21 protein-coding genes are annotated in these 23732 nt (G+C 71.5%); 9 read left to right on the forward strand and 12 right to left on the reverse strand.

The genetic code is table 11. From position 1 onward, the window contains the following. Position 1 precedes the first annotated feature (1 nt). Entirely contained in the window at positions 2–436 is a 435-nt protein-coding gene (locus ACGFZS_RS27920) for a hypothetical protein (RefSeq protein WP_393797427.1), read from the reverse strand. Positions 437–592: 156 nt separating this feature from the next. Further along, on the reverse strand, positions 593–1801 hold the full coding sequence (locus tag ACGFZS_RS27925; RefSeq protein WP_393797428.1) for a S8 family peptidase: 1209 nt from the start codon (positions 1799–1801) through the stop codon (positions 593–595). 327 nt (positions 1802–2128) lie between these two features. On the opposite strand from ACGFZS_RS27925, the gene ACGFZS_RS27930 reads away from it, so the two are divergent. Continuing rightward, positions 2129–2929: an SGNH/GDSL hydrolase family protein gene (locus tag ACGFZS_RS27930; protein WP_393667686.1), complete on the forward strand. Its 801-nt coding sequence runs from the start codon at positions 2129–2131 to the stop codon at positions 2927–2929. 8 nt (positions 2930–2937) lie between these two features. Here ACGFZS_RS27930 and ACGFZS_RS27935 read toward each other — a convergent pair whose 3' ends face one another. From ACGFZS_RS27935 to ACGFZS_RS27950, 4 genes are all read right to left on the reverse strand, one after another. Then, positions 2938–4566 (reverse strand): serine/threonine-protein kinase, encoded by a 1629-nt coding sequence (locus tag ACGFZS_RS27935; RefSeq protein WP_393797429.1) that lies wholly within the window; start codon positions 4564–4566, stop codon positions 2938–2940. Positions 4567–4592: 26 nt separating this feature from the next. Next, positions 4593–6275, reverse strand: coding sequence for a nickel transporter (locus ACGFZS_RS27940; RefSeq protein ID WP_393797430.1), 1683 nt, complete (start codon positions 6273–6275; stop codon positions 4593–4595). After that, complete coding sequence (locus ACGFZS_RS27945) at positions 6272–7681, reverse strand: tetratricopeptide repeat protein (protein ID WP_393797431.1); 1410 nt, start codon at positions 7679–7681, stop codon at positions 6272–6274. Before ACGFZS_RS27945 ends, ACGFZS_RS27940 begins: the two co-directional genes overlap by 4 nt. Before the next feature lie 143 nt (positions 7682–7824). Then, a complete protein-coding gene (locus ACGFZS_RS27950) occupies positions 7825–9354 on the reverse strand; it encodes a DUF4331 domain-containing protein (protein ID WP_393797432.1) in 1530 nt (509 codons plus the stop codon). A gap of 207 nt (positions 9355–9561) precedes the next feature. On the opposite strand from ACGFZS_RS27950, the gene ACGFZS_RS27955 reads away from it, so the two are divergent. The 3 genes from ACGFZS_RS27955 (at position 9562) to ACGFZS_RS27965 (ending at position 11300) form a co-directional block, all read left to right on the forward strand. Further along, on the forward strand, positions 9562–10104 hold the full coding sequence (locus tag ACGFZS_RS27955; RefSeq protein WP_355717721.1) for a sigma-70 family RNA polymerase sigma factor: 543 nt from the start codon (positions 9562–9564) through the stop codon (positions 10102–10104). Then, positions 10101–10904, forward strand: a complete 804-nt coding sequence (locus ACGFZS_RS27960) for an anti-sigma factor domain-containing protein (protein WP_393797433.1) — start codon at positions 10101–10103, stop codon at positions 10902–10904. Before ACGFZS_RS27955 ends, ACGFZS_RS27960 begins: the two co-directional genes overlap by 4 nt. Before the next feature lie 126 nt (positions 10905–11030). Next, positions 11031–11300, forward strand: a complete 270-nt coding sequence (locus ACGFZS_RS27965; RefSeq protein ID WP_359208981.1) for a hypothetical protein — start codon at positions 11031–11033, stop codon at positions 11298–11300. A gap of 29 nt (positions 11301–11329) precedes the next feature. Here ACGFZS_RS27965 and ACGFZS_RS27970 read toward each other — a convergent pair whose 3' ends face one another. The 3 genes from ACGFZS_RS27970 to ACGFZS_RS27980 are packed head-to-tail and all read right to left on the reverse strand — an operon-like array spanning position 11330 to position 14268. Then, positions 11330–12526 carry a CaiB/BaiF CoA transferase family protein gene (locus tag ACGFZS_RS27970; RefSeq protein ID WP_393797434.1) on the reverse strand — a complete coding sequence of 399 codons (1197 nt, stop codon included), beginning with the start codon at positions 12524–12526 and terminating at the stop codon, positions 11330–11332. Between the two features lie 33 nt (positions 12527–12559). After that, complete coding sequence (locus tag ACGFZS_RS27975; protein WP_393797435.1) at positions 12560–13336, reverse strand: ABC transporter permease; 777 nt, start codon at positions 13334–13336, stop codon at positions 12560–12562. Beyond that, positions 13333–14268, reverse strand: coding sequence for an ATP-binding cassette domain-containing protein (locus ACGFZS_RS27980; protein ID WP_393797436.1), 936 nt, complete (start codon positions 14266–14268; stop codon positions 13333–13335). The genes ACGFZS_RS27975 and ACGFZS_RS27980 overlap by 4 nt, the downstream gene beginning before the upstream one ends. Before the next feature lie 63 nt (positions 14269–14331). Here ACGFZS_RS27980 and ACGFZS_RS27985 point away from each other — a divergent pair, with 63 nt between their 5' ends. Continuing rightward, positions 14332–15042 carry a TetR/AcrR family transcriptional regulator gene (locus tag ACGFZS_RS27985; protein ID WP_393797437.1) on the forward strand — a complete coding sequence of 237 codons (711 nt, stop codon included), beginning with the start codon at positions 14332–14334 and terminating at the stop codon, positions 15040–15042. A 61-nt stretch (positions 15043–15103) separates the two neighbouring features. On the opposite strand, the gene ACGFZS_RS27990 is transcribed toward ACGFZS_RS27985, so the two are convergent. Genes ACGFZS_RS27990 through hmgA form a run of 3 tightly spaced genes read right to left on the reverse strand, consistent with a single transcriptional unit; the run spans position 15104 to position 18411 of the window. Then, positions 15104–16258: a type ISP restriction/modification enzyme gene (locus ACGFZS_RS27990; protein WP_393797438.1), complete on the reverse strand. Its 1155-nt coding sequence runs from the start codon at positions 16256–16258 to the stop codon at positions 15104–15106. 12 nt (positions 16259–16270) lie between these two features. Further along, positions 16271–17020: a GntR family transcriptional regulator gene (locus ACGFZS_RS27995; RefSeq protein ID WP_393797439.1), complete on the reverse strand. Its 750-nt coding sequence runs from the start codon at positions 17018–17020 to the stop codon at positions 16271–16273. A 26-nt stretch (positions 17021–17046) separates the two neighbouring features. Further along, positions 17047–18411, reverse strand: a complete 1365-nt coding sequence (gene hmgA, locus ACGFZS_RS28000; RefSeq protein ID WP_393797440.1) for a homogentisate 1,2-dioxygenase — start codon at positions 18409–18411, stop codon at positions 17047–17049. A gap of 154 nt (positions 18412–18565) precedes the next feature. On the opposite strand from hmgA, the gene ACGFZS_RS28005 reads away from it, so the two are divergent. The 4 genes from ACGFZS_RS28005 (at position 18566) to ACGFZS_RS28020 (ending at position 23717) form a co-directional block, all read left to right on the forward strand. After that, positions 18566–19114: a hypothetical protein gene (locus tag ACGFZS_RS28005; RefSeq protein WP_393797441.1), complete on the forward strand. Its 549-nt coding sequence runs from the start codon at positions 18566–18568 to the stop codon at positions 19112–19114. A 64-nt stretch (positions 19115–19178) separates the two neighbouring features. Beyond that, the gene (locus ACGFZS_RS28010; protein WP_393797442.1) at positions 19179–19796 is read left to right on the forward strand and encodes a TetR family transcriptional regulator; all 618 of its coding nucleotides are present in this window, start codon (positions 19179–19181) and stop codon (positions 19794–19796) included. A 178-nt stretch (positions 19797–19974) separates the two neighbouring features. After that, entirely contained in the window at positions 19975–22206 is a 2232-nt protein-coding gene (locus ACGFZS_RS28015) for a molybdopterin oxidoreductase family protein (protein ID WP_393797443.1), read from the forward strand. 122 nt (positions 22207–22328) lie between these two features. Beyond that, entirely contained in the window at positions 22329–23717 is a 1389-nt protein-coding gene (locus ACGFZS_RS28020) for a CitMHS family transporter (protein WP_393797444.1), read from the forward strand. Positions 23718–23732: the final 15 nt, after the last annotated feature.

Genomic DNA, 23732 nt, shown 5'->3' on the forward strand with positions numbered 1-23732 from the left:
TTCATTGCCTCGAACGAATTTTCCTGATCCGTTCGAGAATTCGCTCCACTGGCCGCATTCGCACCAGCAGAAGCAGGAGAAGGCTGATCGCGGTCACCGCGACGATTCCGCCGCGCCAGGACCAGCGGTGGGTGGCGATCATGCCCTGGGCCACCAGCATGTCCAGGGCGACGGCACCCGCGAGAGCGGTCAGCACGCGCGCGAACGGATCAAGTCCGCGCAGCGCCGGTCCGATCGCCGCGGCCGGCGCGGCGAGCAGGAAGAACAGCGTGAGCAGTCCGCGCAAGGGTGAGCCCGAGTCGGTCAGCGCGAGCAGCGCGCCGGTCCCGGCGACGGCGGTCGCAGCTCCCGCGAGCAGCGGTCCCAGGTCCCTCCCCGGTCCCGGCCGTGCCCGTTCCTCCGCTGTTGATGATGTCTTGAGCCGTATGGTCTGCATGGCCGACTTTGCCCCCCAAGGCGTCGGATGCCGGGCTTCAATGTCGCGCAGCCGAACGGGAGGCGTCAAGCGGGTCTCCGGACATGACCGTTCCCCGGAGACACCTGGTGCCTCCGGGGAACAAGTCGCTCGATTTCAGCCCGTACCGCGGACCGTTTACGACACGATCTTCAGCAGCTTGTTCGGCGAGCCGGTGCCCACGCTGGTGAGCACGTTGGACGTCGCTCCGTTGACGAGCGCCGTGGCGACCTGGGCCGGGGTGGAGGAGGTGTGGCCCGCGAGGTACACGGCGGCCGCGCCCGCCACGTGCGGGGTGGCCATGGAGGTGCCCGACAGGGTGGCGGTGGCGGTGTCGCTGGTGTTGTAGCCCGCCAGGATCGAGGAGCCGGGCGCGAAGATGTCCAGGACCGAGCCGTAGTTGGAGTAGCTGGCCTTGGCGTCGGAGCTGGTGGTGGCGCCGACGGTGATCGCGGTCGAGACCCGGGCCGGGGAGTACGAGGAGGCGTTGGCGCTGCTGTTGCCCGCCGCGATCGCGTAGGTCACCCCACTGGCTATGGAGTTGGCGACCGCGGTGTCGAGCGAGGTGGAGGCCGAGCCGCCGAGCGACATGTTGGCGACCGCCGGGGTGGTGTGGTTCGAGGTCACCCAGTCGATGCCCGCGATCACCCCGGCCGTGGTGCCCGAACCGCTGTTGTCCAGCACCCGTACCGCCACGATGCTGGCCTTCTTCGCCACACCGTAGGTCGTACCGGCGATGGTGGTCGCCACATGGGTGCCGTGCCCGTTGCCGTCGGAGGCGGTGGTGTCGCCGTCGACCGCGTCATAGCCGTAGGACGCACGGCCGCTGATCTGGGTGTGGGTGATGCGCACACCGGTGTCGATCACATAGACCGTCACCCCACTGCCCGCGGTGTCCGGGTAGGTGTAGGTGCCGGACAGCGCCAGGCTCGCCTGGTCGATGCGGTCCAGGCCCCAGGGGGCGCTGGACTGGGTGGTGTCGGTGAGCCGGACCGTCTGGTCCTGCTCGACCGTGGCCACCGCCGGGTCGGCGGCGAGTCTCGCGGCCTGGCTCGCCGAGAGCTTGGCCGAGTAGCCGTTCAGCACCTTGCCGAAGGTCTTCTTGACCGCGCCGCCGTACTCCTTGACCAGGCCCTTGCCCTGCGTCGAGGAGGCCTTGAAGCCCGCGCTGTTCTTGAGGGTGACGATGTAACTGCCCTTGACGGCCGTGGGGGAGCCGGCGTGCAGCACCTTGCCGGTGGCGGGTGCTGCCTGGGCGGGGAGTGCGGTGAGTCCGCCGACGAGGGCGGCGGCCGCCACGGTCGTGACGGCGGCGAACCGCAGCTTCTGGGTACGCAGATGTGCCATTACGAGGGTTTCCTCCTCCAGGCGGCGCGCGTCCGGGTCCGGCGCGCGCATGTGGGGGTGTGCGCGCGGCTTCGCGCACACGGCCCAGGAGCGTCGCGTTCCGCTCACGGGCCGAGTAAAGAATCGGTTTTCCCGAGGCAAAGAACAAGGGAGTTGACGACCTGTCACAGGGCTGTCATGGACACGTAATCAAACGCACCGAGAACGCACAGGATCGGTCCGGTAAGGGCTGGTTGAGGCCCTGAAAAGTTTTGGCATGGACACTTCCCGTCAACACGCGTAGTTGGTACGAAAGTTGTGGCAGAGATCCTGCTAAAGGGAGGTTCCATGAGACGTTCCCGAATTACGGCATACGTGACTTCACTCCTCCTCGCCACCGGCCTCACCCTCACCGGGGCGGCCGCGACGCAGGCGCAGGCCGCGACCGGGGGCTATGTGGCGCTCGGCGACTCGTACTCCTCCGGCGTCGGCGCCGGCAGCTACATCAGCTCAAGTGGCAGCTGCGACCGCAGCACCAACGCCTACCCGTACCTGTGGAACGCGGCCCACAGCCCGTCCTCGTTCTCGTTCCTCGCCTGTTCGGGCGCCACCACCGACGACGTGCTCTCCGGCCAGCTCGGCTCGCTCAGCTCCTCGACCGCCCTGGTGTCGATCACCATCGGCGGCAACGACGCGGGCTTCGCCGACGTCATGACGACCTGTGTGCTCAGCTCCGACAGCACCTGCCTGTCCCGGATCAGCACCGCCGAGGCGTACGTCGACTCCACGCTCCCCGGCAAGCTCGACGACGTCTACGACGCGATCACCGCCAAGGCCCCCAACGCCAAGGTGGTCGTCCTCGGCTACCCCCGCTTCTACAAACTGGGCACCACCTGCCTCGGCCTCTCCGCGACCAAGCGCTCCGCCATCAACAACGCCGCCGACTACATCGACACCGCGATCGCCAAGCGCGCCGCCGACCACGGGTTTGTCTTCGGCGACGTCCGCACCACGTTCACCGGCCACGAGATCTGCTCCGGCAGCTCCTGGCTGCACAGCGTCAACTGGCTGGACATCGGCGAGTCGTACCACCCCACCGCGGCCGGCCAGTCCGGCGGCTATCTGCCGGTCCTGACCAGCAACGCGTGACCTTCGCTTCAGTACGAGCCTGACGGCGAAGGCGAGGCGGAGGCCCCGTCGGTCGGGGTCTCCGTCGCTCCGGTGCAGGTCACCGAGAACGGCACCGAGTTGGACGTGGTCCTCACCGGGCTGCGCACCTCGACCGCGATCGCGTCGTTCAGCGTCCCGCTGTCGGACCAGGTCGTCACGGTCACCCTGGTCTGCTGGGACTTCCCGCCGCCGTCCGGGAAGGACAGCGTCTTCCAGCCCTGGTCGTCGAGGTTTCCGTTCTTGAGCACCCACCGGTACTGCACGTCCACGGGCACGCTCCCGACCGTGAACGTCGCCGTGAACGTGGGCGCTTGCGCGGTCGACGGCGGACAGCTGCCCGAGTAGTCGGTGCGGGACCCGGCCACACTGACCTTCACGCTCTGCGCGGGCTCGCTGCTCGCCGACGCGGACGCCGGCGGCGACTCCTCCTTGGTGGTGCTGCTCCGGCTGGGCGCCGGGGAACTGAGGTTGCTGGCCGACTGGCTGGGCCCGGCGTTGTTGCCGTCCCCGTCGCCGTTGCCGTGGTTGAGCAGGGCGTACGTCAGCCCGCCGAGCGCGAGGGCGACCAGCACCAGACCGATGAGCAGGACGGTGCCGGCGCTGCGGTTGGAGCTGCGGTTGGAGCTCCGGTCGGCGGCGGGCGGCCAGGAGTCCGCCGGGGTGGGCAGCGGGGGCGTGGGGGAGGAGGACGGCGGCCGGGGCCGGCCGGCGACCAGGGTCGGTGCCTCGTTCGGTGCCGGGACCGGCACGGTGACGGCCGTGTGCGGGGTGCCCCCGGCCGCGACCAGCCGCAGGTCCCGCTCGGCCTGGTCGGCGGGGGTCCGCTCGGCCGGGTCCTTGCGGAGCAGCCCCTCGATGACCGGGCCCAGCGGTCCGGCCCGGTACGGCGGCGGCAACTCCTCGTCCACCACGGCGCGCAGGGTGCTCAGCGGGGTGTCGTGCCGGAACGGGGAGGCGCCCTCGACCGCCGCGTACAGCAGCACGCCGAGCGACCACAGATCGGACTCCGGGCCGAACGCGCGCCCCAGCGCCCGCTCCGGGGCGAGGAACTCGGGCGAGCCGATCACCTCGCCGGTCATGGTCAGCGCGGAGCTGCCCTCGACCGTGGCGATCCCGAAGTCGGTGAGCACCACCCGGCCGTCGTTCGACAGCAGTACGTTGCCCGGCTTCACGTCCCGGTGCAGTACCCCGGCGGAGTGCGCGGCCCGCAGCGCCGACAGCACCTCGGCGCCGATGCCCGCGGCCCGCTGCGGGGACATCGGCCCCTCCGCGTCCAGCACGTCGGCCAGGGACACCCCGGGGATCAACTCCATGACGATCCAGGGCCGTCCGCCCTCCATCGCCACGTCGTACACGGTCACCACGTTGCGGTTGGCGACCCGGGCCGCGGCCCAGGCCTCGCGCTCCAGGCGGGCGTACATCCGCTCGACGTCGGGGCCGGGCAGTCCGGCCGGCGCCCGCACCTCCTTGACGGCGACCTCGCGGCCCAGCACCTCGTCACGGGCCCGCCACACGGTGCCCATGCCGCCCTCGCCCAGCGGGGACAGCAGTCGGTAGCGGCCCGCGATCACTCGCTCACGGCCCGGCTCTTCGGTCACGGGTGCCCCCCACGGCATCTCGCGTTATTCATCACAAACGTAACTCAAAGGAGTGCGGATGCGGCCCCCTTGAGCACCAGTCCGGCGCCCAGGGCCACGACCACGAGCGCCGAGGCGAGCGGGATGGTCCTGCGGACCAGGGCGGCCGTGGGGTGGGCGGTCCAGCGCGGGCGTTTGTCCATCACCCGGGTCATTCCCGTACCCAGCTTGACGACGGCGAACCCGGCGGCGGTCAGGGTGAGCGCGAGACCCACGCCGTAGGCGACCACGAGGAGCAGCCCGAACCAGGCCTGCCCGAGGGCGGCGGCGCCAACGAGGACCACGACGGCGGAGGGGCTGGGCACCAGGCCGCCGGCGAAGCCGAGGAGGATCGTGCCGCGCAGGGTCGGGGCGGTGCTGTGCGTGTGCGTGAACCCGCCGTGGGAGTGGGTGTGCCCGGGGTCGTGGTCGTGGTCGTGGTCGTGCTTGTGGTCATCGTCATGGCCGTGGTCGTGCTTGTGACCGTGACCATCACCGTGGTCGTGGGTGTGGCCGTGATCGTGACCGTGATCGTGGTTGTGCTCGGCCGAGTGCGCGTGGCCGTGGCCGTGCGGGTGCGCCGTGCCGACCAGGGCCAGTTGGCGGTCCTCGATCTCCGCGTGGTCGTGGTCGTGATCGTGCGCGTGGTCGTGTCCGTGGTGGTGGGCCTGCTGGGGGATCCGGTTCCGCCAGGCCCGGCGGGTCAGGTTCACGCCCGCGGCGAGGACCATGAGTCCGCTCGCGATGCCCAGCCAGGCGATGACCGACGGCGTCGCCGCGGAGCCGGCCGTCACCAGGATGCCGAGGGCCACCACGCCCAGGGTGTGGGTGACCGTCACCGACGCGGCCAGCGGGAGGACGTCGCGGAGGCGGGCGCGGCCGCCGCGGGCCGCCGCCGTCGCCGCCATCAGCGTCTTGCCGTGGCCCGGGGCGAGGGCGTGCATCGCGCCCAGGGCGATGGCGATGAACAGGGCGAGCGTGGCGAAGCCGAAGGTGAGGTGGTTGCGGGCGACCAGGTCGGTGAGGGCCTGGGTCCAGCGGTCGATGCCGCGGGGGAGGATCGCGGCGCCCGGGGTGTCCTGGCGCTCGGCGCCGAGGGCCGGGCCGCCCGGTCGCACGTGCACGGCGGCGGTGGTGATGTCGGCCGGGGAGGACAGCAGGTCCTTGGGGTAGCTGGTCAGTTCGTGCGAGACGGACGTCTTCGGCACGTCCGTCCTCGTGAGCGTCATCCGGTCGCCGCGCGCCGTGATCTCCCGCCAGCCGGGGCCGGTGGTGGTGCCCTCGCTGTGGAAGGCGAGGGTGGCCGTGGTGCTCCTGGGGAACGGCGCGGTGAAGCGGCACTCGACCCGCAGGGTGTTCAACCCGGCCTGGCCGGGGCGGAGTTCGGCGTGGCTGGCGATGACGGTCAGCGGGGTCGCCGTGCCGTCGACGGTGAGCTTGCTGCCCCCGGCCGCGGTCGCGCAGCGCCGCTCGGCCCACTTGGCCGTGCCCAGCCGCTTCAGATCGGGCTTGGCCTGGGTCGCCGGGATCTCGGCGAGATCCTCGACGTGGTCGACGCGGAGCTGCCCGGGGGCGGCGACGAGACCGTCGTACCGGTTGACGGTGAAGTTGCCCAGCGGGTGTGCGCTCGCGGCCGCGGCCGGGAGGAGGGTGAGGGCGCAGGCCGCCGTGAGGACGGCGGCCGCGGCGGCGGGGCGGCGGAGGTTCACTTCGAGGCCTCCAGCGCCTTGCGGGCCGCGCGGGCGCCCAGCGGGGAGAAGCCGGGGTTGAGCTTGAGGGCCTTGGTGAGGGCGGCGCGGCCGGCCGCCTTCTGCCCGTTCGCCAGCTCGATGATGCCGAGGTGGTAGCTGAAGGAGGCGTTGCGGTAGCCGGTGGCGGAGGCCTGCCGGGCGTACGGGAGCGCCTCCTTGTCCTGGCCGTTGACGTGCAGGGCCCAGGCCAGCGCGTCCGCCGTGTGCACGGTGTGCCGGCGGGCCCACTCGGCGCGGGCGGCCTTCAGCGCCTCGGCCTTGTCGCCGTGGTCGGCGGCGGCGAGGGCGGTGTCGAGGTCGGCGTTGACGCCGTTGGCGCGGGCGAGCGCGATCCAGGCCTCGACGAGCGCGTACTGGTCCTCGGCCTTCGCCTTGTCGCCCTCGGCGCCCCGGTCCTCGTACAGCTCACCGAGTTCGACGAGCGGCTGGGGCAGCGGATAGCGGGAGACGACCAGTTCCATGCCCTTGATGGCGTCGGCCCGGTCGCCGGTCGCCGCCTGGGCGCGGGCGCGGCCCTCCAGCGCGGGGAGGTAGTTCTCGTCGGCGGTCAGGGCGCGGGCGTAGTAGTCCAGCGCGCTCTTGTAGTCGCCCTGGTTCCAGGCGAGCAGGCCGAGCTGCGCGGAGACGTAGGCGATGTCGCCCTTCGACGTGGCCGTGGCCAGCGCCTGCCGCAGCACCTGCCGGGCGGTCTTCACGTCGCCCCGCAGCTCCCGGACGTACGCGTACCGCGTGAACACCGGGACGCCCGGCTTGCGCCGGTCGGCCAGGTCGGCCGCCTTCGCCGCGTCGTCGTAGCGGCCGAGTTCGACCAGGGCGTCGATACGGGAGGACAGGGCGTCCGCGCTGTACGGGTTCTGCTTGAGGGCCTGGTCCGCGTAGGTGAGCGCCTGCGCGAACTCGTGCCGGGCGGCGGCGAGCGCGGCCTCGCCGGCCAGCGCCTGGTCGTTGCCCGGGGTGATCTGCAGCGCCCGCTTCAGGGACTTCTCGGCCTGCGGGTAGCGGGACGGGTCGCCCTTGGTGCGGGCCTGCTCGACATAGGCGAGCCCCAGGGTCGCCCAGCTGTCGGAGTCCTTGGGCTGGGTACGGAGATGGGCCTGGAGAGAGGCGATGCTCGCGTCGAGGCTGCCGCTCGCGAGCAGCCCGGGGGACACGGCACTGGACGAGGCCATCGGCGCCGTACCGCTGTTCCCGGACGCCCCGAAGGCGATCGCCCCGCCGGTCAACGCGATGGCCAGCAGTGCGGCGGAACCGGCCAGTTGGGCCCGGCGCCAGTTGCGCCCCGCGGCGGCGAACCGGCGCAGGGCGGTGACCCGCTCGTCGTCCTTGGCCTCTGTGGGCTGCTTCTCGTTCGTACCCGGGGCCATGCCCTCTCCTAGATAGACGCCGCATGGGGCGGCGCGGCCCGCTGCCGTGGGGGATTGGGTGGGAGCGGGCCGCGCCAGTTCGTGACGTGGGGGGATGTGGTGATGGGGGGAATCCGACGTCCTGGTGACGTCCTGCCGGCGTCCTAGTAGGGACGCTGCATCCGGCGCCGCCACCAGCCGAACGCCGTGCCGATCAGCAGCACACCGGCCGCACCCGCGGCCGCCGATCCGGCGATCAGCGTCGTGTTGCTGCCGTTGGAGCTGGACAGGGTGTCACCCAGGGCGCTCTTCGTCGTGCTTCCGCTGCCGGTGCCCTTGGCGAGCGGGCCGCGCGAACCGGACGTCGGCTCGGCCACGTACGGGAAGTACTTCTCGAAGCTCTTGTCGTTCTTGTCGACCGCGTCGCCCAGGTCGTTCTTGGAACCGACCAGTTCGCCCTCGACGACCTGCAGCGCCTCGTCGATCACGTCGTCGGTGAGCCGACGCCCGTTCGGGAAGCCCGCGTTGTCGCCGTCCAGCACACCGAGCCGCTTCGGCTTGGCCGTCGGCTTGATGGACGTGTTCAGCCGGAGCATCTCCGACGGCGTCGCGTACGGCTGCAGCGTGTTGAGGCCCTTGACGCCCGTGAGGAACACGCTGACGAGGTCGTTGCGCGGCTCGGACGGCGCCTTGATGTTGTAGATCGCCTCGATGAGCTTCGGCAGCTCAGGGTTGGTGACGTTCTTCAGGAACTGCGCGTCGTCCTTGGGCTCGGACGCGTTGAACTTGTCCTTGTCCTTCTGCGGGTTGACGACCTCGTTGACCAGCGGGTTGCCGAGGCGCGAGACCTGCGCGTAGTAGCCCTGCGCGTTCTTGCGCTGGGTCGTCGCGTAGATGCCGACGGTCGGACGGCTCTTCGACTGCCGGATCAGGTCGTTCGGCACCTGCAGGGCGATGGTGTTGACGTTGTAGCCCTTGAGGGTGTCCCGGCCGACCTCGCTGAGGTTGCCGCCGTACAGCAGGTCGAAGACGCGCAGGTCGGCGAAGAACGGGTCGTCGGCCTGGCCGGCGAAGGTGGCACCGCCGTTGGACGTCTTGTAGATGGCCTGGGAACGCAGCTTCCCGTAGTCCGGCATCGACGCCTTGCCGACGTCCGACGGAGCCGCCGGGACGTTGTCGGCGATCCTCGTCTTGTACTGCTGCTTGCCGTTCTTCAGCTTGATCAGGTCGAGGTCGTACGACTGCGTCACGTTCAGGTCGGGGTCGTTCAGGCTGTCGACCACACCCGTGTTGTACAGGAACGACTTCTTGTTCTTGATCTTGGTCTTGAAGGTGTAACGGAAGATCAGGTCGTCCTTCGCGTCACCGTTGTTGTCGATGTGGATGTCGTACTGGGCGTCATCCGCGAACTGGTAGAAGTTCGGGCCGCCCGCCGGCTCCTCGAAGGGGATGTAGTCCGACACGATCGTCGTCGTGTCGGGCTTGTCCGGGCTCACGAACGCGTAGAGGTCCGTGTTGTCGTACTGGGGGGTGCCGGAGATAAGGGGGGCTTCCCGGTGGGAGGAGGCAGCGGCCACCCCCGGTTCCAGCGCGGCGACGCTGGCGGCTGTGATCCCGCCGGTGGCCAGTGCCCCACAGATGAGGGTGACAAGGCCCTTGCGCCCCGCACCGCTCCTGGAGATTAGAGGTGTCATGCCGTCCGTCCCTCGGTCCCAACTTGCTTGACGGACGGGTATACGGAGCAGGAGGGCCGTTTGGATTGGTCGGAAGAAAAAAATCTTTTCTTCCTGCTCGACCCGCGTTTTTGCCTTCCGCTTACGTACTTCTGCCGGAGGTGCGTCCAGTTGCGAATGCCGGGTGCGGGAGGACGGGCCGGGTGCGGCCACAGGAGGGGGGACGGGGTGGAGGCGGACGAACTGCTGGTGCTCGTCGCGGGCGGCGACCAGAAGGCGTTCGAGGACCTCTATGGACTGGTGTCCGGGCCGGTGTTCGGGCTCGTCCGGCGCGTGGTCCGCGACCCCGCCCAGTCCGAGGAGGTCTCCCAGGAGGTACTGCTCGAACTCTGGCGCTCCGCACCCAAGTTCGACCCCGGCCGGGGCAGCGCCCTCTCCTGGATCCTCACCCTGGCCCACCGTCGCGCCGTCGACCGGGTGCGCAGCGCCCGCGCGGCCGGCGAACGCGAGCAGCGCGAGGCGATCCGGGCCGGCGAACCGGCCTTCGACCAGGTCGCCGAGGAGGTCGAGGCCGGCCTGGAGCGCGAATGGGTGCGCCGCTGCCTGGACCGGCTCACCGCCCTGCAGCGCCAGTCCGTCACCCTCGCCTACTACGACGGCTACACGTACCGTGAGGTGGCCGAGCGGCTGAAGCTGCCGCTGGGTACGGTCAAGACGCGGATGCGCGACGGACTCACCCGGCTGCGCGAGTGCCTGGGAGGTGTCGCATGAGCCTGGTCGGCCGTCTGCTGCACCGCGAGGATCTGCACTCCCTGGCCGCGCCCTACGCCCTGGACGCCCTGGAGCCCGGCGAGCGGCGCCGCTTCGAGAAGCACCTCAAGGACTGCGACCGGTGCGCCGCCGAGGTCCGGGAGCTGACCGAGGACGCGGTACGGCTCGCCTGGTCCACGGCCGCCCTGCCGCCCCTCACGATGCGCAACCGGGTGCTGGCCGCCGTCCGCGCCACCCCGCAGGAGCCGGCCCCCGGCCAGGAGCGCGTCCCCAACCTCCCGCCGCACGTCTGGGGCGCCCAGCCCCCGCCGCAGCGCCGCCGGCCGCGCCCCCTGTTCGTGCCGTTCGCCACCGCCACCGCGGCCGCCGCGCTGGTCGTCGCCTCGCTCTTCGCGGTGCAGGCCGACCGGACGAAGGATCAGCTCGACGCCGAGCGGGCCCAGTCGCGTGAGATCGCCCACGTTCTGGCCGCGCCCGACGCGCTCGCGACCAGTGCCAAGGACGCCGAGGGCCGAAGTATCGGAGCGGTGGCCTCCGCATCCGAGGGCCAGGCCGTCGTCACCCTCAGCGGGTACGGCACCCCGGCCGGCGGCCGGGTGCACCAGCTCTGGCTCATGCGCCCCCATGTGCAACCGCGCTCCCTCGGGCTTTTCAAGGCCGACACGCCCCTGATCGCCAAGGGTCTGGGCAAGTCAGCGACGTCACTCGCGGTGACCGTCGAGCCCGCCGGCGGGTCGGCGCAGCCCACCAGCCAGCCGGTTGTCCAACTCGCCCTGAAATCAGTTGGATTCGGAGAGTAATCAAACAAGCGTTGTCAACACCCTTGCGGGGAAGGTGAATCCTGTGACCGCGATACACGAGTGCCCCATCGGGGCGATAGGGTTACCCTGCCCGGGCCGGGTGGACTCGTACGGGTGGGGAGTGACATGGATCAGATAACACGCAGCAGGGCGAGGGTTCCTGCGATCACCTGCGGGAGCAGCGCGACCAGTTCGCGCCTCGACCGCCATCTGTCGGTGCTGTCGGGGCCCGCCATACCGCAGCAGCAGGCGGTCGAGGCGACGTCACTGATGCGTGAGCTGACCGCGCGTGAACCCGCGCAGCGCAGCGACCGGGGCGCACGGGTCAGCCGTGTCTCCCTCTTCGCGCCACTGCGCCGGCTGCGCCGTTCGCTGTTCGGTGGCAGCAAGCACTGAACCGACCGGCCTGACCGTCAGGTCCGCGCTCAGACAGTCACACCGTCCCGGCGCAGCGCTGCGCTCTCGGCGTCCGTCATCCCCACGGCACGCAGCAGCGCCTCGGTGTGCTGTCCGAGCGCGGGCACATCACCCATCCGCGCCTCGTCCCCGCCCGGCAGTGTGATGGGCGGCAGCAGCGCACGCAGCGGCCCGACCGGCGACCCCACTTCCCGCCACCGCTCCCGGGCCGCCAGCTGCGGATGCTCCGCCAGCTCGTGCAGGTCCCGCAGCCGCGCGCACGCGATGCCCGCGGCCTCCAGCCGGGCCAGCGCCTCGTCGGTGTCCAGCGCCTTCAGCGCCCGCCCGACCAGCTCGTCGGTCCGCTCCCGGTGCGCCACCCGCGCCGGGTTCGTCGCGAACGCCGGATCCGCGCCCAACTCCGGCTGCCCGAGCACGTGTTCGGCCAGCCGCCGCCACTCCCGGTCGTTCTGCACCGACAGCAGCACCCGCCCGCCGTCCGCGGTCGGGTAGGCGTCGTACGGCGCGATCACCGCGTGCGCGAGGCCCGTGCGCTCGGGCGGGGTCCCGCCGTGCAGGGTGTGGTGCAGCGGATGCCCCAGCCACTCGGCGAGCGACTCCAGCATCGACACCTCCACCGGCCCGCCCCGCCCGGTGACCCCCCGCCGCACCAGAGCCGCCAGCACGCCCGAGAACGCGTACATGGCCGCCGCGATGTCCGCCGCCGGGATCCCGGCCTTCACCGGCTGCTCCGGCGTCCCGGTGACCGACACCAGCCCCGCCTCGCACTGCACGAGCATGTCGTACGCGCGTTTGCCGGCGTACGGCCCGGACGCGCCGTATCCGGAGATGTCCACGGCGACCAGCCGCGGGTGCGCGGCACAGAGCGTGGCCGCGTCCAGGCCGAGCCGGGCGGCGGCCCCGTGCGCCAGGTTCTGCACGAAGACGTCCGCGTCCGCGACCAGCCGCCGCACGACGTCCAGTCCGCGCGGGTCCTTCAGGTCCAGCGCGATGGACTCCTTGCCCCGGTTGCACCACACGAAGTGCGAGGCGAGGCCGCGGGCGGCGGTGTCGTAACCGCGTGCGAAGTCACCGCCGTCGATCCGCTCGACCTTGATCACCCGCGCGCCGAGATCGGCGAGCTGCCGGGTGGCGAAGGGGGCGGCCACGGCCTGTTCGACGGCGACGACGGTGATGCCCTCCAGGGGCAGCGGGAGACGGTCCATGGGCCGGATCATGTCCCGTGAGCGGCGGGTTTGTCAGCAGCGCCCGTACCGGCGGATCGCCAGTGGCAGGAACACGGCGATCAGAACAGCGCTCCAGGCGAGCGAGCCCGCGACCGGGTGGGCCACCGGCCAGGCCGCGCCCTCGGGGACCGGAGCGTTGCCGAACAGCTCGCGCAGGGCCGTCGTCACCGCGCTGATCGGGTTCCACTCGGCGAGCGTGCGCAGCCAGCCCGGCAGGTTGCCGGTCGGGATGTAGGCGTTCGACAGCAACGGCAGCACGAAGGAGGAGGCGCCGAGCTGACCGGCCGCGTCCTCGCTGCGGGTGAGCAGGCCGAGGAAGATCCCCACGGTCGTGCACGCGAACCGGAAGAGCAGCAGCAGGCCGACGGCACCGAGGGCCCCGGCGGCCAACCCCTCGACGCGCCAGCCCACGGCCAGGCCCACCAGGAGCAGCGGCACGGTACCGATCGCCGTGACCACGAGATCGGCCACCGCCTGTCCCAGGGGTACGGCGGCCCGGCTCACCGGCATGGTCCGGAAGCGGTCCGACACACCCCGGTGCGTGTCGGCGGCGGCCTGGAACATCCCGGTCATCACCCCGCCGGCCGCGGTCGCCACCAGCAGCCCCGGGACCAGGAAGGAGCGGTACCGCGGGCCGGGCATCGCCAGCGCGCTGCCGAAGACATACCCGAAGAACAGCAGCATGTTGACCGGCATCAGCTGGGTGAGGACCGCGAGCCCCGGGTTGTTGCGGACCCGGCGCAGCTGCCGGCCCGCCATCGCGGCGCCGTCGTACGCGAGCGCGCTCACGCGGCACTTCCCGTCAGCCGCAGGAAGACGTCCTCCAGGGTCGGCGATCCGATGCTCGCGTCGAGCAACGGCACCCCCGCCGCGTCGAGTTCCCGCACCAGGCGGGGGAGGGTGAGCGTCGGGTCCATGGTCACGGCGCCGACGGTGTTCCGCTCGTGGTCGAACCGCGGCTCGGCCCCCGTGAGCCGATCGAGGACGGCGGCGGCCTTCGGCAGCGCGTCCGGGTCGGCGACCACCGCCTCCGCGTGCCGTCCGACGAGTGCCTTCAGCTCGGCGGGCGAGCCGCTCCGCTCCGCCCGGCCCCGGTCGACCAGCACGATGTCGTCGGCGAGCCGGTCGGCCTCCTCCAGGTACTGCGTGGTCAGCAGCACCGTCGTGCCGTCGGCCGCCAGTTCGCGGACCGTGTCCCAGATACGGGACCGGCTGACCGGGTCGAGGCCGGTGGTCGGCTCGTCGAGGAACAGCACCTCGGGCCTGCGGACCAGGCTCGCCGCGAGGTCGAGCCGGCGGCGCATGCCGCCCGAGTAGGTGGCCGCCCTGCGGTCGGCGGCCTCGGTGAGGCCGAAACGGTCGAGGAGTTCGGCCGCCCGGCCGTTCGGCCCGCGCACCCGGTGCAGGCGGGCGAAGAGCCGCAGGTTCTCGCGTCCGGTGAGGTCGCCGTCGACGGAGGCGTACTGGCCGGTGACGGCGATGGCGCGGCGGACGGCCGCCGCGTCCCGGACCAGGTCGTGCCCCGCGACGCGGGCCGATCCCGCGTCGGGCCGCAGGAGCGTGGTCAACACGTGTACGGCCGTCGTCTTCCCCGCCCCGTTCGGCCCGAGCAGCCCGCACACCGAGCCCTGCCGCACGGCCAGATCGAGACCGCGCAGCGCGCGCACCTCGCCGAAGCGCTTCTCCAGACCTTCACTAAGTACAGCGTACGTAGTTGTCATGGGGTGACCATAGCGCACTACGTACGGTGTACGTAACTAGCATGGTGGGCGAGGTGATGATCGATGGCAGTCCGAGGGGTCGAACCCGAGGTGATCTGGGCCCGTCCCGAGCGGGCGGGGCGGGGGCCGAAACCGGCGTTCACCCGCGCCGACATCGCGGCGGTCGCGGTGCGGATCGCCGACGCGGAGGGGCTGGACGCCGTGTCGATGCGGCAGGTGGCGGCGGGGGTGGGGTGCGGGACGATGTCCCTGTACAACTACGTCCCCCGCAAGGAGGACCTGTACGAGCTGATGGTTGACGCGGTCAGCTCGGAGCACGAGTTGTGGGAGCCGACGGGGGACTGGCGGGCCGACATGGTGCGGGTCGCCGAGCAGACGCGGGCGTTGATGCGGAGGCATCCTTGGGTCCCGGCGCTCATGTCACCGGTGTACGGGTTCAGTCCTCAGGCGCTGCGGTATCTGGAGCACTGCCTGGCCTGCCTGGACTCGCTGGAGGTGTCGTACGGCACGAAGTTCGAGCTCATCGCCATGCTCAACGGTGTGGTGACGACCTATGTGCGCAACGAGATCGACACGGCCGAGCGGGTTCGGGGGCTGCCCTGGTCGGAGGAGCGGGAGCAGGCGGTGCGGATCGCGTATCTCGGGGGGCAGGTGGCCTCCGGGGCGTATCCGCGGATGGCGGCGGCGTTCGCGGAGGATTCGGGGCCGATTGATATGGAGGGTGTTTTCAGGCGGATGGTGGAGAGGGTTCTGGGTGGGTTCGCGCCGTCGTGATGTGCGGGTGGGTGGGGGTTGGTCGCGCAGTTCCCCGCGCCCCCAAGCAAAAGAAGGTAGGTCACATCAGCGTCAGTTGACCGGCTGGGCCTTCTTCGGTGTGCTCCAGGACGGACGCTGGTTTGCGGGAGGTGTCCGGGGGTGGGAGTACGCGCGCTGCTGTGAGGTCCTTCGCGGTGATCGGTGACGTGATCTCCAAGTCGGCCTGCTGGGTGCGGACGTCCGCCAGTAGGGCCAGGACCGTGATCAGTTCGAGGAGTTCAGAGGTCCAGGACTGGGACCAGGCCGGAGGGGTGATCGACGCCAGGGTGCCCGGTTCCGCGGTCTCTGTCGTTCGTGCGGTGAACCATGCCTCCAGGACGCGTACGTCACCTGTCCTGAAGTCCCAGGCCTCCGGGGGGACCGGGGAGATGCGGCCCTCGTCGAGGTGGAGGGTCTCCTCGGCCGGGTCGTAGAGGAGCGTGAGGGGGCGGGTGGGGAGGGGGGCCCGGACGTAGGGGCGGCGGCCGCCGGGGAGTTTGGGGCGGTCGCCGACGCGGCGGAGCAGCCACAGGGTCCGGCGGCCCAGTTCCACGCCCTGGGACCAGAGGGCGGGGTCCGCGGTGAGCGGGACGGTGCGGTCGGGGCGGATCGTCGCCAGGGTCCAGGCCAGCAGGTCCGGGGGTGTGAGCGGCAGGTCCAGGCGGTCGGCCAGGTGCCGCAGGAGGCCCGGGGCCAGGTTCGGCTCGGCGGCGCCCGGGCGGCGGTAGAGGGGCCGGATACGGCCCGCCCGCAGGGTGGGCGGCAGGGAGGTCGCGAGGAGCGGCATGCCGTCCGGCGACTCCACCGTGAAGATCTGGTGGTCGTCCGCCACCCGCCACAGCTCCGGGCGGGCCGCGTCGATCAGGCGGTGGTCCGGGATCAGCCACTGTTCGTCGAAGGGGGCGGCCAGCACCCGGACCGGGTCCGGGCAGGGGCCCGGCGCGTCGGCGAGCGGCTCGGTGCCGCCGGCCCGGCCGGGGAGCTGGGCCACCGCCGAATGCGTGGTGCGGGCCCGTGTCGGCCCGAACAGGGTCTCCCGGTCCGGGCCCGCGGCCTTGAGCAGGGCGTCCCAGCGCGCCTTGAGGGTCGCCGGGTCGGGGGCCGTCGGCCACCCCCGGCCGAGCCGTAGTGGTGCGACGGACCACGGCATGAGGTCCGCCAGCAGCGGAGCGTCGTCGTGCGTCACGCCCGGCATCGTACGACGACTTCAGGTGGCGTCGAGGGTGACCGTGAAGGAGAAACGGTCGCCGCGGTAGTGGATGACCGCAAGGTCCAGGACCCGGCCGGCGGTGTCGTAGGTGACGCCCGTGTAGTGCAGGATCGGGCTGAGGAGGGGGACTTGGAGCAGCCGGGCGGTCTCCGGGTCGGCCAGCCTCGCCTCCACCGTGTCCGTGATGCGGCTGATGTCCGCGCGGACGACGTCCCGGAGCACCTTGGTCATCGGCCAGCGGGCCAGGTCCTCCGGGTCGATGCGGTCGGCCAGTTCGGGCCGGACGTGGTTGCGGGCGTGGTTGGTCGGCTCGCCCGTCTGCTCGTCGCTGCGCAGGCGGTGGTACGTCGCCACCTCGGCGAGATCCGGGAAGTACTCGGTGAGTTCGCCGGTGACGGGCGCCGTGCCGTGGTCGAGCAGTTCCGCGGTCATGCCCGACTGCTGGGCCACGATGGCGTCCACCGAGCCGAGCAGCCGGACCGGGGTGCCCCGGCGGGCGTCCGGCTCGATGAAGGTGCCCCGGCGCCGGTGCCGGCTGATCAGGCCCTCGTCCTCCAGCTCCTTCAGCGCCTGCCGCATGGTCAGCACGCTCACGCCGTAGTGCTCCGCGAGCTGTTCCTCGGTGGGCAGCCGGAGGGGGTCCCGGGGCGAGCGGCCGAGTATCGAGGCGCGCAGCGACTGCGACACCTGGTACCAGAGCGGCAGCTTGCGGTTGAGGACGATCGAGTCCGGGGCGAAGGAGGTCACGGGCCATCCGTACCGTCGGGGGATCTTCAGTGCAAGGGGCGGAAGTGGCGTTCCAGGCCCTGCCAGACGTCGTCGTAGCGCCGCTGGAGGTGTTCGGCGGTCGCCGCCCGCGGGGTGAGCGTCACCGGCCAGCGGGTCTCGAACATGAACGCCAGGCCGTCGTCCACCTTCTGCGGCTTCAGCTCGGCCGCGCTCGCCCGGTCGAACGTCTCCCGGTCCGGACCGTGCGCCGACATCATGTTGTGCAGCGAGCCGCCGCCCGGGACGAAACCCCCTTTTCCGGCGGTCTTCGCGTCGTACGCCCCCTCGACCAGCCCCATGTACTCGCTCATCACGTTCCGGTGGAAGTACGGCGGCCGGAAGGTGTCCTCGCCCACCAGCCACCGCGGCGCGAAGACCACGAAGTCGACACCGGCCAGGCCGGGGGTGTCGGAGGGGGACGTCAGCACGGTGAAGATCGACGGGTCGGGGTGGTCGTACGAGAGGGAGCCGATCACATTGAAACGGCGGAGGTCATAGACGTAGGGCACATGTGTGCCGTGCCAGGCGACCACGTCCAGTGGGGAGTGGTCATATGTGGCGGTCCACAGGTTGCCGCAGAACTTGTTGACCACCTCCACGGGCCCCTCGATGTCCTCGTAGGCGGCGACGGGGGCCCGGAAATCCCGGGCGTTGGCGAGGCCGTTGGCGCCGATCGGGCCCAGGTCGGGGAGGCGGAAGGGCGCGCCGTAGTTCTCGCACACATAGCCGCGGGCCGAGGCATCCAGCAGCTCCACACGGAAGCGCACCCCACGAGGGATCAGCGCCACATGTCCCGGCGCCACATGCAGCAGCCCGAACTCCGTGCGCAGCAGCAGTCCGCCGAGCTCCGGGACGATCAGCAGCTCGCCGTCCGCGTCGGAGAACACCCGTTCCATGGAGGCGTTGGCGTGGTAGAGGTGCACGGCCATGCCGGTGCGCTGGGTCGCGTCGCCGTTGCCGCCCAGGGTCCACAGGCCCGCGAGGAAGTCCGTGCCCGGCGCCGGCTCCGGGAGCGGGTTCCAGCGGAGCCGGTTCGGGTCCGGGGCGATGTCCGCGAACGGGGCGGTGCGCACCGCCCCGTTGTCGGCGGCGCGGGTGAACGCCGGGTGGGCCGCCGAGGGGTGGATCCGGTACAGCCAGGAGCGGCGGTTGTGGGACCGCGGCTCGGTGAAGGCCGTACCGCTGAGCTGCTCCGCGTACAGGCCGAGGGGAGCGCGCTGCGGGGAGTTGCGGCCCTCGGGCAGGGCGCCCGGCACCGCCTCCGAGGAGTGCTCGTTGCCGAACCCGGTGAGGTACGTCAGTCCCTCCGCGGCCTTCCGCGCGTCCGCACGCCCGAACACGCTGGCGCGGGGGGTGCCCCCATCGCTCATGATCGCTCCCTGAGCCCGTGGATCCGATTCCTATGGAACACCGTAGGATTCACCGCGGGCCGCTGCAAGAGGGGGGATCATCCCTGCGGGGTAGGGCGAGAACCCGACCTGAGGGGGATTCGGCCCAGGCCGGTGCTGCTCTACGCTCCCGGGCATGTCGTGGACGCGTGGACTGCCGGGTGCGCTCGCGCTCTGCGTGCTGCTGCTGGTCGCGGCGGCGGGGTGCGGGACCGGGGAGGCGCACGAGCGGCGGGATTCGGGGTCGCCCTCACCGGTGGGCAAGATCCTCGACGACACGGACGAGGGCGGCCGCCACTACCGGGAGATCGACAAGAAGCAGGCGCCCGAGGTGGGCACGGTGGTCACCCCCGACCGCACCGGCGGCTGGGACATACGGCTCGACGTGCACCGCTTCCGGTTCTCCCCGCCCGGCACCCCGGCGAAGGCGGTCGCCGGACACGGCCTCGCCTACCTCTTCGTGGACGGCGACCTGGTGACCCGGCTGCGCGCCCCCGCCTACCACCTCCCCGCCCGGCTGGTCCCGCACGGCACCCACCACATCACCGCCCGGCTCTACGCCGACGACGGCACGGTGTGGGCCGTGCACGGCAAACCGGTCGAGAGCACGGCGGACGTCACGGCCTCCGGCGCGGAGACGGCGAAACCGACCGCTACCGGTACGACCGGGGCGGCCAGCGGATGAGTGCATGGGCCATCCGTCCACGTACTGGGGGGCGAGGTTCACCCGATCCCTGCGGAAAGGCATCATGAAGCCCGTGCCCCCAGCGACCTCGCTCCGCAAAGCGCCCGTACAGCGCCGCAGCGCCGAACGACTGACCAGGATTCTCGACGCCTGCGCCGACCTCCTCGACGAGGTCGGCTACGACGAACTGAGCACCCGGGCCGTCGCGGTGCGCGCCGGGGTGCCCATCGGCTCGGTCTACCGCTTCTTCGGCAACAAGCGGCAGATGGCCGACGCCCTGGCCCAGCGCAACCTGGAGCGCTACACCGAGCAGGTCACCGAGCGCCTGAAGGGGGCGCCGAAGGGTGACTGGCGGGCGGCGATGGACGCGGTGCTCGACGAGTACCTCGCCATGAAACGCACCGCCCCCGGCTTCTCGCTCGTCGACTTCGGCAACCAGATCCCGGTCGGAGCCCGCCACTCCGAACCCAACCGCCGCGTCGCCGACCGCCTCACCGACCTGCTCTCCCACTACATCGGCCGCGCCCCCGACGAAGACCTGCGCCGCACCTTCCTCGTCGCCGTGGAGACCGCCGACACCCTGGTCCACCTCTCCTTCCGGGTGGACCCGGAGGGCGACGAGGCGATCATCACGGAGACCCGGGAGCTGCTGCGGGCGTATCTGGCGCGGGTGCTGGACTGACGGTCCAAGAAAACGCCCCCGTATGGAGCGCCCCGCCAGGGGCGCGGGGAACTGCGCGACCAGCCACGGACAACCCGCACCCGAACGACGATCCGCACCCGGGAGAACAACAGGCCTCCCCTCTCGGCATACCAATCGGTATGCTCGGCCCCGGTTCCGTGACCTCCGGGAGGCCCCCATGCCCCGCACCGCCCTCCGCGTCTGCCCCCTCTGCGAAGCAACCTGCGGGCTGACCCTCACCATCGAGGGCGCCCGTGTCACCGGCGCCCGCGGTGACCGCGAGGACGTCTTCAGCAAGGGGTTCATCTGCCCGAAGGGCGCCTCCTTCGGCGCCGTGGACGGTGACCCGGACCGGCTGCGCACCCCCCTCGTGCGGAAGGACGGCGAGCTGCGGGAGGCCACCTGGGCGGAGGCCTTCGACGCGGTGGCCGCCGGGCTGCGGGGGGTCGTGGAGCGGTACGGCGCGAACTCCGTCGGTGTCGTCCTCGGCAACCCCAACGTCCACACCATGGCCGGCGCCCTCTATCCGCAGGTCCTGATCGGCGCCCTCGGCACCCGCAGCGTCTTCACCGCGTCCACCGTCGACCAGATGCCCAAGCACGTCTCCAGCGGGCTGCTCTTCGGCGACGCCAACGCGATACCGGTGCCCGACCTGGACCACACCGACCACCTGCTCCTCATCGGCGCCAACCCCCTGGAGTCCAACGGGAGTCTGTGCACCGCCCCCGACTTCCCCGGCAAGCTCAAGGCGCTCAGGGCCCGCGGCGGCACCCTCACCGTCATCGACCCGCGCCGCACCCGCACCGCCAAGCTCGCCGACCGGCACATCGCCATCCGGCCCGGCGCCGACGCCCTGTTGCTCGCCGCGATGGCCCAGGTCCTCTTCGAGGAGGGCCTGGTGGACCTCGGCCAGCTCGCCCCGCACGTCGAGGGCCTCGCCGAACTCCGCGCCGAACTGGGGGACTTCACGCCGGACGCGGTGGCCCACGCCACCGACGTCGACGCCGACACCATCCGCGCCCTCGCCCGCGAACTCGCCGCCGCTCCGACCGCCGCCGTCTACGGCCGCATCGGCAGCTGCACCGTCCCGCACGGCACCCTCGCCAGCTGGCTGGTCGACGTCCTCAACGTCCTCACCGGCAACCTCGACCGGCCCGGCGGCGCGCTCTTCCCGCAGGCCGCCACCGACCGGACCCCGCGCCCGGCCGGCCCCGGCCACGGCTTCGCGCTCGGGCGCTGGCACTCCCGGGTCAGCCGGCACCCCGAGGCCAAGGGCGAGCTGCCGCTCTCCGCGCTCGCCGAGGAGATCGACACCGCGAGCGCGGAGGGCGAGCCGGTCCGGGCGCTGATCGCGATCGCCACCAACCCCGTGCTCTCCGCCCCGGACGGCGACCGCCTCGACAAGGCCCTGGACTCGCTCGACTTCATGGTCAGCGTCGACCCCTACCTCAACGAGACCGCCCGTCACGCCGACGTCGTCCTGCCCCCGCCGCCGCCCTCGCAGAGCCCGCACCACGACTTCGCCTTCAACACCCTCGCCGTGCGCAACCAGGTCCGCTACAACCGCCCCGCCGTCCCGCTGGAGCCCGGCCGGATGGCGGAGACCGAGATCCTGGCCCGGCTGGTGCCGGCGGCCGGCGGGATGCACGGCGCCGAACCGTCCGCCGTCGACGACATGGTCATCGGACAGACCCTCGGCAAGGCGGTCCAGGAGACCCACTCGCCGGTGCACGGCCGGGACCCGAAGGAACTCGCCGGCCTGCTGACCGGTGACACCGGGCCCGAGCGCCGGCTCGACCTGATGCTGCGCCTCGGCCCCTACGGCGACGGCTTCGGCGCCCGGCCCGACGGACTCACCCTGGAGCGGCTGCTCGCCCATCCGCACGGCATCGACCTCGGACCCCTCCGGTCCCGTCTCCCGCAGCCGCTGAAGACCCGGAGCGGCAAGGTCGAACTGCTGCCCCGGCCGCTCGCCGACGACCTGCCCCGGCTCCGCGCGGCCCTCGACACCAGCCCCGCCGCACTGGTCCTGGTCGGCCGCCGCCACCTGCGCTCCAACAACAGCTGGATGCACAACGTGCCCGCCCTCACCGGCGGCACCAACCGCTGCACCCTGCACATCCACCCCGAGGACGCCGAACGGCTCGGCGTGCGCGACGGCGCCGACGTCCGCGTCAAGGGCGCCGGGGGAGAGGTGGTCACCCCCGCCGAGGTCACCGACGGCGTCCGGCCCGGCGTCGTCAGCCTCCCGCACGGCTGGGGCCACGACCGCCCCGGCACCCGCCTCAGCCACGCCGCCACCGCCCCCGGCGTCAACGTCAACCAGCTCCTCGACGGCACCCTGCTCGACCCGCTGTCCGGCAACGCCGTACTCAACGGCATCCCCATCGAAGTGACCGCAACCCCGTGACCTGGAGTTTTGCGCTTATTGCTCGCGTGTCAACGTCTTGTTAACGACGTTTGACGCGACCTAACGTCATCGCACCGCCGGCCCTGGTGGGAGTTCAAGGGCGAACGTTAGGTAATCCACTCATGCTGACCATCCTCGGCTTCACCATGATCGCGACCTTCCTGGTCCTGATCATGCTGAAGAAGATGTCGCCGATCGCGGCGCTCGTGCTGATCCCCGCGCTGTTCTGCGTGTTCGTCGGCAAGGGCGCCCACCTCGGCGACTACGTCATCGACGGCGTCACCAGCCTCGCCCCCACCGCGGCGATGCTCATGTTCGCGATCGTCTACTTCGGTGTGATGATCGACGTCGGCCTCTTCGACCCGGTCGTCCGCGGGATCCTGCGGTTCTGCAAGGCCGACCCGCTGCGGATCGTCGTCGGTACGGCCCTGCTCGCCGCGATCGTCTCCCTCGACGGCGACGGCTCCACCACCTTCATGATCACCGTCTCGGCGATGTACCCGCTGTACAAGCGCCTGAAGATGAGCCTGGTCGTGATGACCGGAGTCGCCGCGATGGCCAACGGCGTGATGAACACCCTGCCCTGGGGCGGTCCGACGGCCCGCGCCGCGACCGCGCTCAAGCTGGACGCCAGTGACATCTTCGTGCCGATGATCCCCGCGCTCGCCATGGGCCTGCTGTTCGTCCTCGCCCTCGCCTATGTCCTCGGCCGCCGCGAGCGCAAGCGGCTCGGCGTGCTGACGCTGGACGAGGTGCTGGTGGAGGAGTCGGAGACGGTCCTGGTGGGCGCGGGCAAGTCCCCGGCACGTACCGGTGGTTCGGGCGCCGCTCTCCCCGAGTCCACCGGCGGCGACGGCGACGACGAGGGCTTCCAGGGCCTCGACCCGCACCGCGAGACCCTGCGGCCCGGGCTCTACTGGTTCAACGCGGCGCTCACCGTCACCCTGCTCACCGCCATGATCATGGAGTGGCTGCCGATCCCGGTGCTCTTCCTGCTCGGCGCGGCGCTCGCCCTCACCGTCAACTTCCCGCAGATGCCCGCCCAGCGGGCCCGGATCGCCGCCCACGCCGAGAACGTCCTCAACGTCTCCGGCATGGTCTTCGCCGCCGCCGTCTTCACCGGCGTCCTCCAGGGCACCGGCATGGTCGACCACATGGCCGAGTGGCTCGTCGGCAACATCCCCGACGGCATGGGCCCGCACATGGCCCTCGTCACCGGCGTGCTGAGCATCCCGCTCACGTACTTCATGTCCAACGACGGCTTCTACTTCGGCGTCCTCCCGGTGCTCGCCGAGGCAGGCCAGGCGCACGGGGTCCCCGCCGTGGAGATCGCCCGCGCCTCGATCATCGGCCAGCCGCTGCACATGTCCAGCCCGCTCGTCCCCGCCGTCTACGTCCTGGTCGGCATGGCCAAGGTCGAGTTCGGCGACCACACCCGGTTCGTGGTCAAGTGGGCGGCGCTGACATCGCTGGTCGTCCTCGGGGCAGGAATTCTGTTCGGGATCATCTGACCGATCCGTTGGAGG

This window comes from Streptomyces sp. NPDC048288 (assembly GCF_043201555.1).
Classification (GTDB): domain Bacteria; phylum Actinomycetota; class Actinomycetes; order Streptomycetales; family Streptomycetaceae; genus Streptomyces.

Coding starts and splice junctions, on each gene's coding strand:
- ACGFZS_RS27920 (WP_393797427.1), bottom strand. CDS start 436: ATGCAGACCATACGGCTCAAGACATCATCAACAGCGGAGGAACGGGCA.
- ACGFZS_RS27925 (WP_393797428.1), bottom strand. CDS start 1,801: ATGGCACATCTGCGTACCCAGAAGCTGCGGTTCGCCGCCGTCACGACC.
- ACGFZS_RS27930 (WP_393667686.1), top strand. CDS start 2,129: ATGAGACGTTCCCGAATTACGGCATACGTGACTTCACTCCTCCTCGCC.
- ACGFZS_RS27935 (WP_393797429.1), bottom strand. CDS start 4,566: ATGCCGTGGGGGGCACCCGTGACCGAAGAGCCGGGCCGTGAGCGAGTG.
- ACGFZS_RS27945 (WP_393797431.1), bottom strand. CDS start 7,681: ATGGCCCCGGGTACGAACGAGAAGCAGCCCACAGAGGCCAAGGACGAC.
- ACGFZS_RS27950 (WP_393797432.1), bottom strand. CDS start 9,354: ATGACACCTCTAATCTCCAGGAGCGGTGCGGGGCGCAAGGGCCTTGTC.
- ACGFZS_RS27960 (WP_393797433.1), top strand. CDS start 10,101: ATGAGCCTGGTCGGCCGTCTGCTGCACCGCGAGGATCTGCACTCCCTG.
- ACGFZS_RS27965 (WP_359208981.1), top strand. CDS start 11,031: ATGGATCAGATAACACGCAGCAGGGCGAGGGTTCCTGCGATCACCTGC.
- ACGFZS_RS27970 (WP_393797434.1), bottom strand. CDS start 12,526: ATGGACCGTCTCCCGCTGCCCCTGGAGGGCATCACCGTCGTCGCCGTC.
- ACGFZS_RS27980 (WP_393797436.1), bottom strand. CDS start 14,268: ATGACAACTACGTACGCTGTACTTAGTGAAGGTCTGGAGAAGCGCTTC.
- ACGFZS_RS27985 (WP_393797437.1), top strand. CDS start 14,332: ATGGCAGTCCGAGGGGTCGAACCCGAGGTGATCTGGGCCCGTCCCGAG.
- ACGFZS_RS27990 (WP_393797438.1), bottom strand. CDS start 16,258: ATGCCGGGCGTGACGCACGACGACGCTCCGCTGCTGGCGGACCTCATG.
- hmgA (WP_393797440.1), bottom strand. CDS start 18,411: ATGAGCGATGGGGGCACCCCCCGCGCCAGCGTGTTCGGGCGTGCGGAC.
- ACGFZS_RS28005 (WP_393797441.1), top strand. CDS start 18,566: ATGTCGTGGACGCGTGGACTGCCGGGTGCGCTCGCGCTCTGCGTGCTG.
- ACGFZS_RS28010 (WP_393797442.1), top strand. CDS start 19,179: ATGAAGCCCGTGCCCCCAGCGACCTCGCTCCGCAAAGCGCCCGTACAG.
- ACGFZS_RS28015 (WP_393797443.1), top strand. CDS start 19,975: ATGCCCCGCACCGCCCTCCGCGTCTGCCCCCTCTGCGAAGCAACCTGC.
- ACGFZS_RS28020 (WP_393797444.1), top strand. CDS start 22,329: ATGCTGACCATCCTCGGCTTCACCATGATCGCGACCTTCCTGGTCCTG.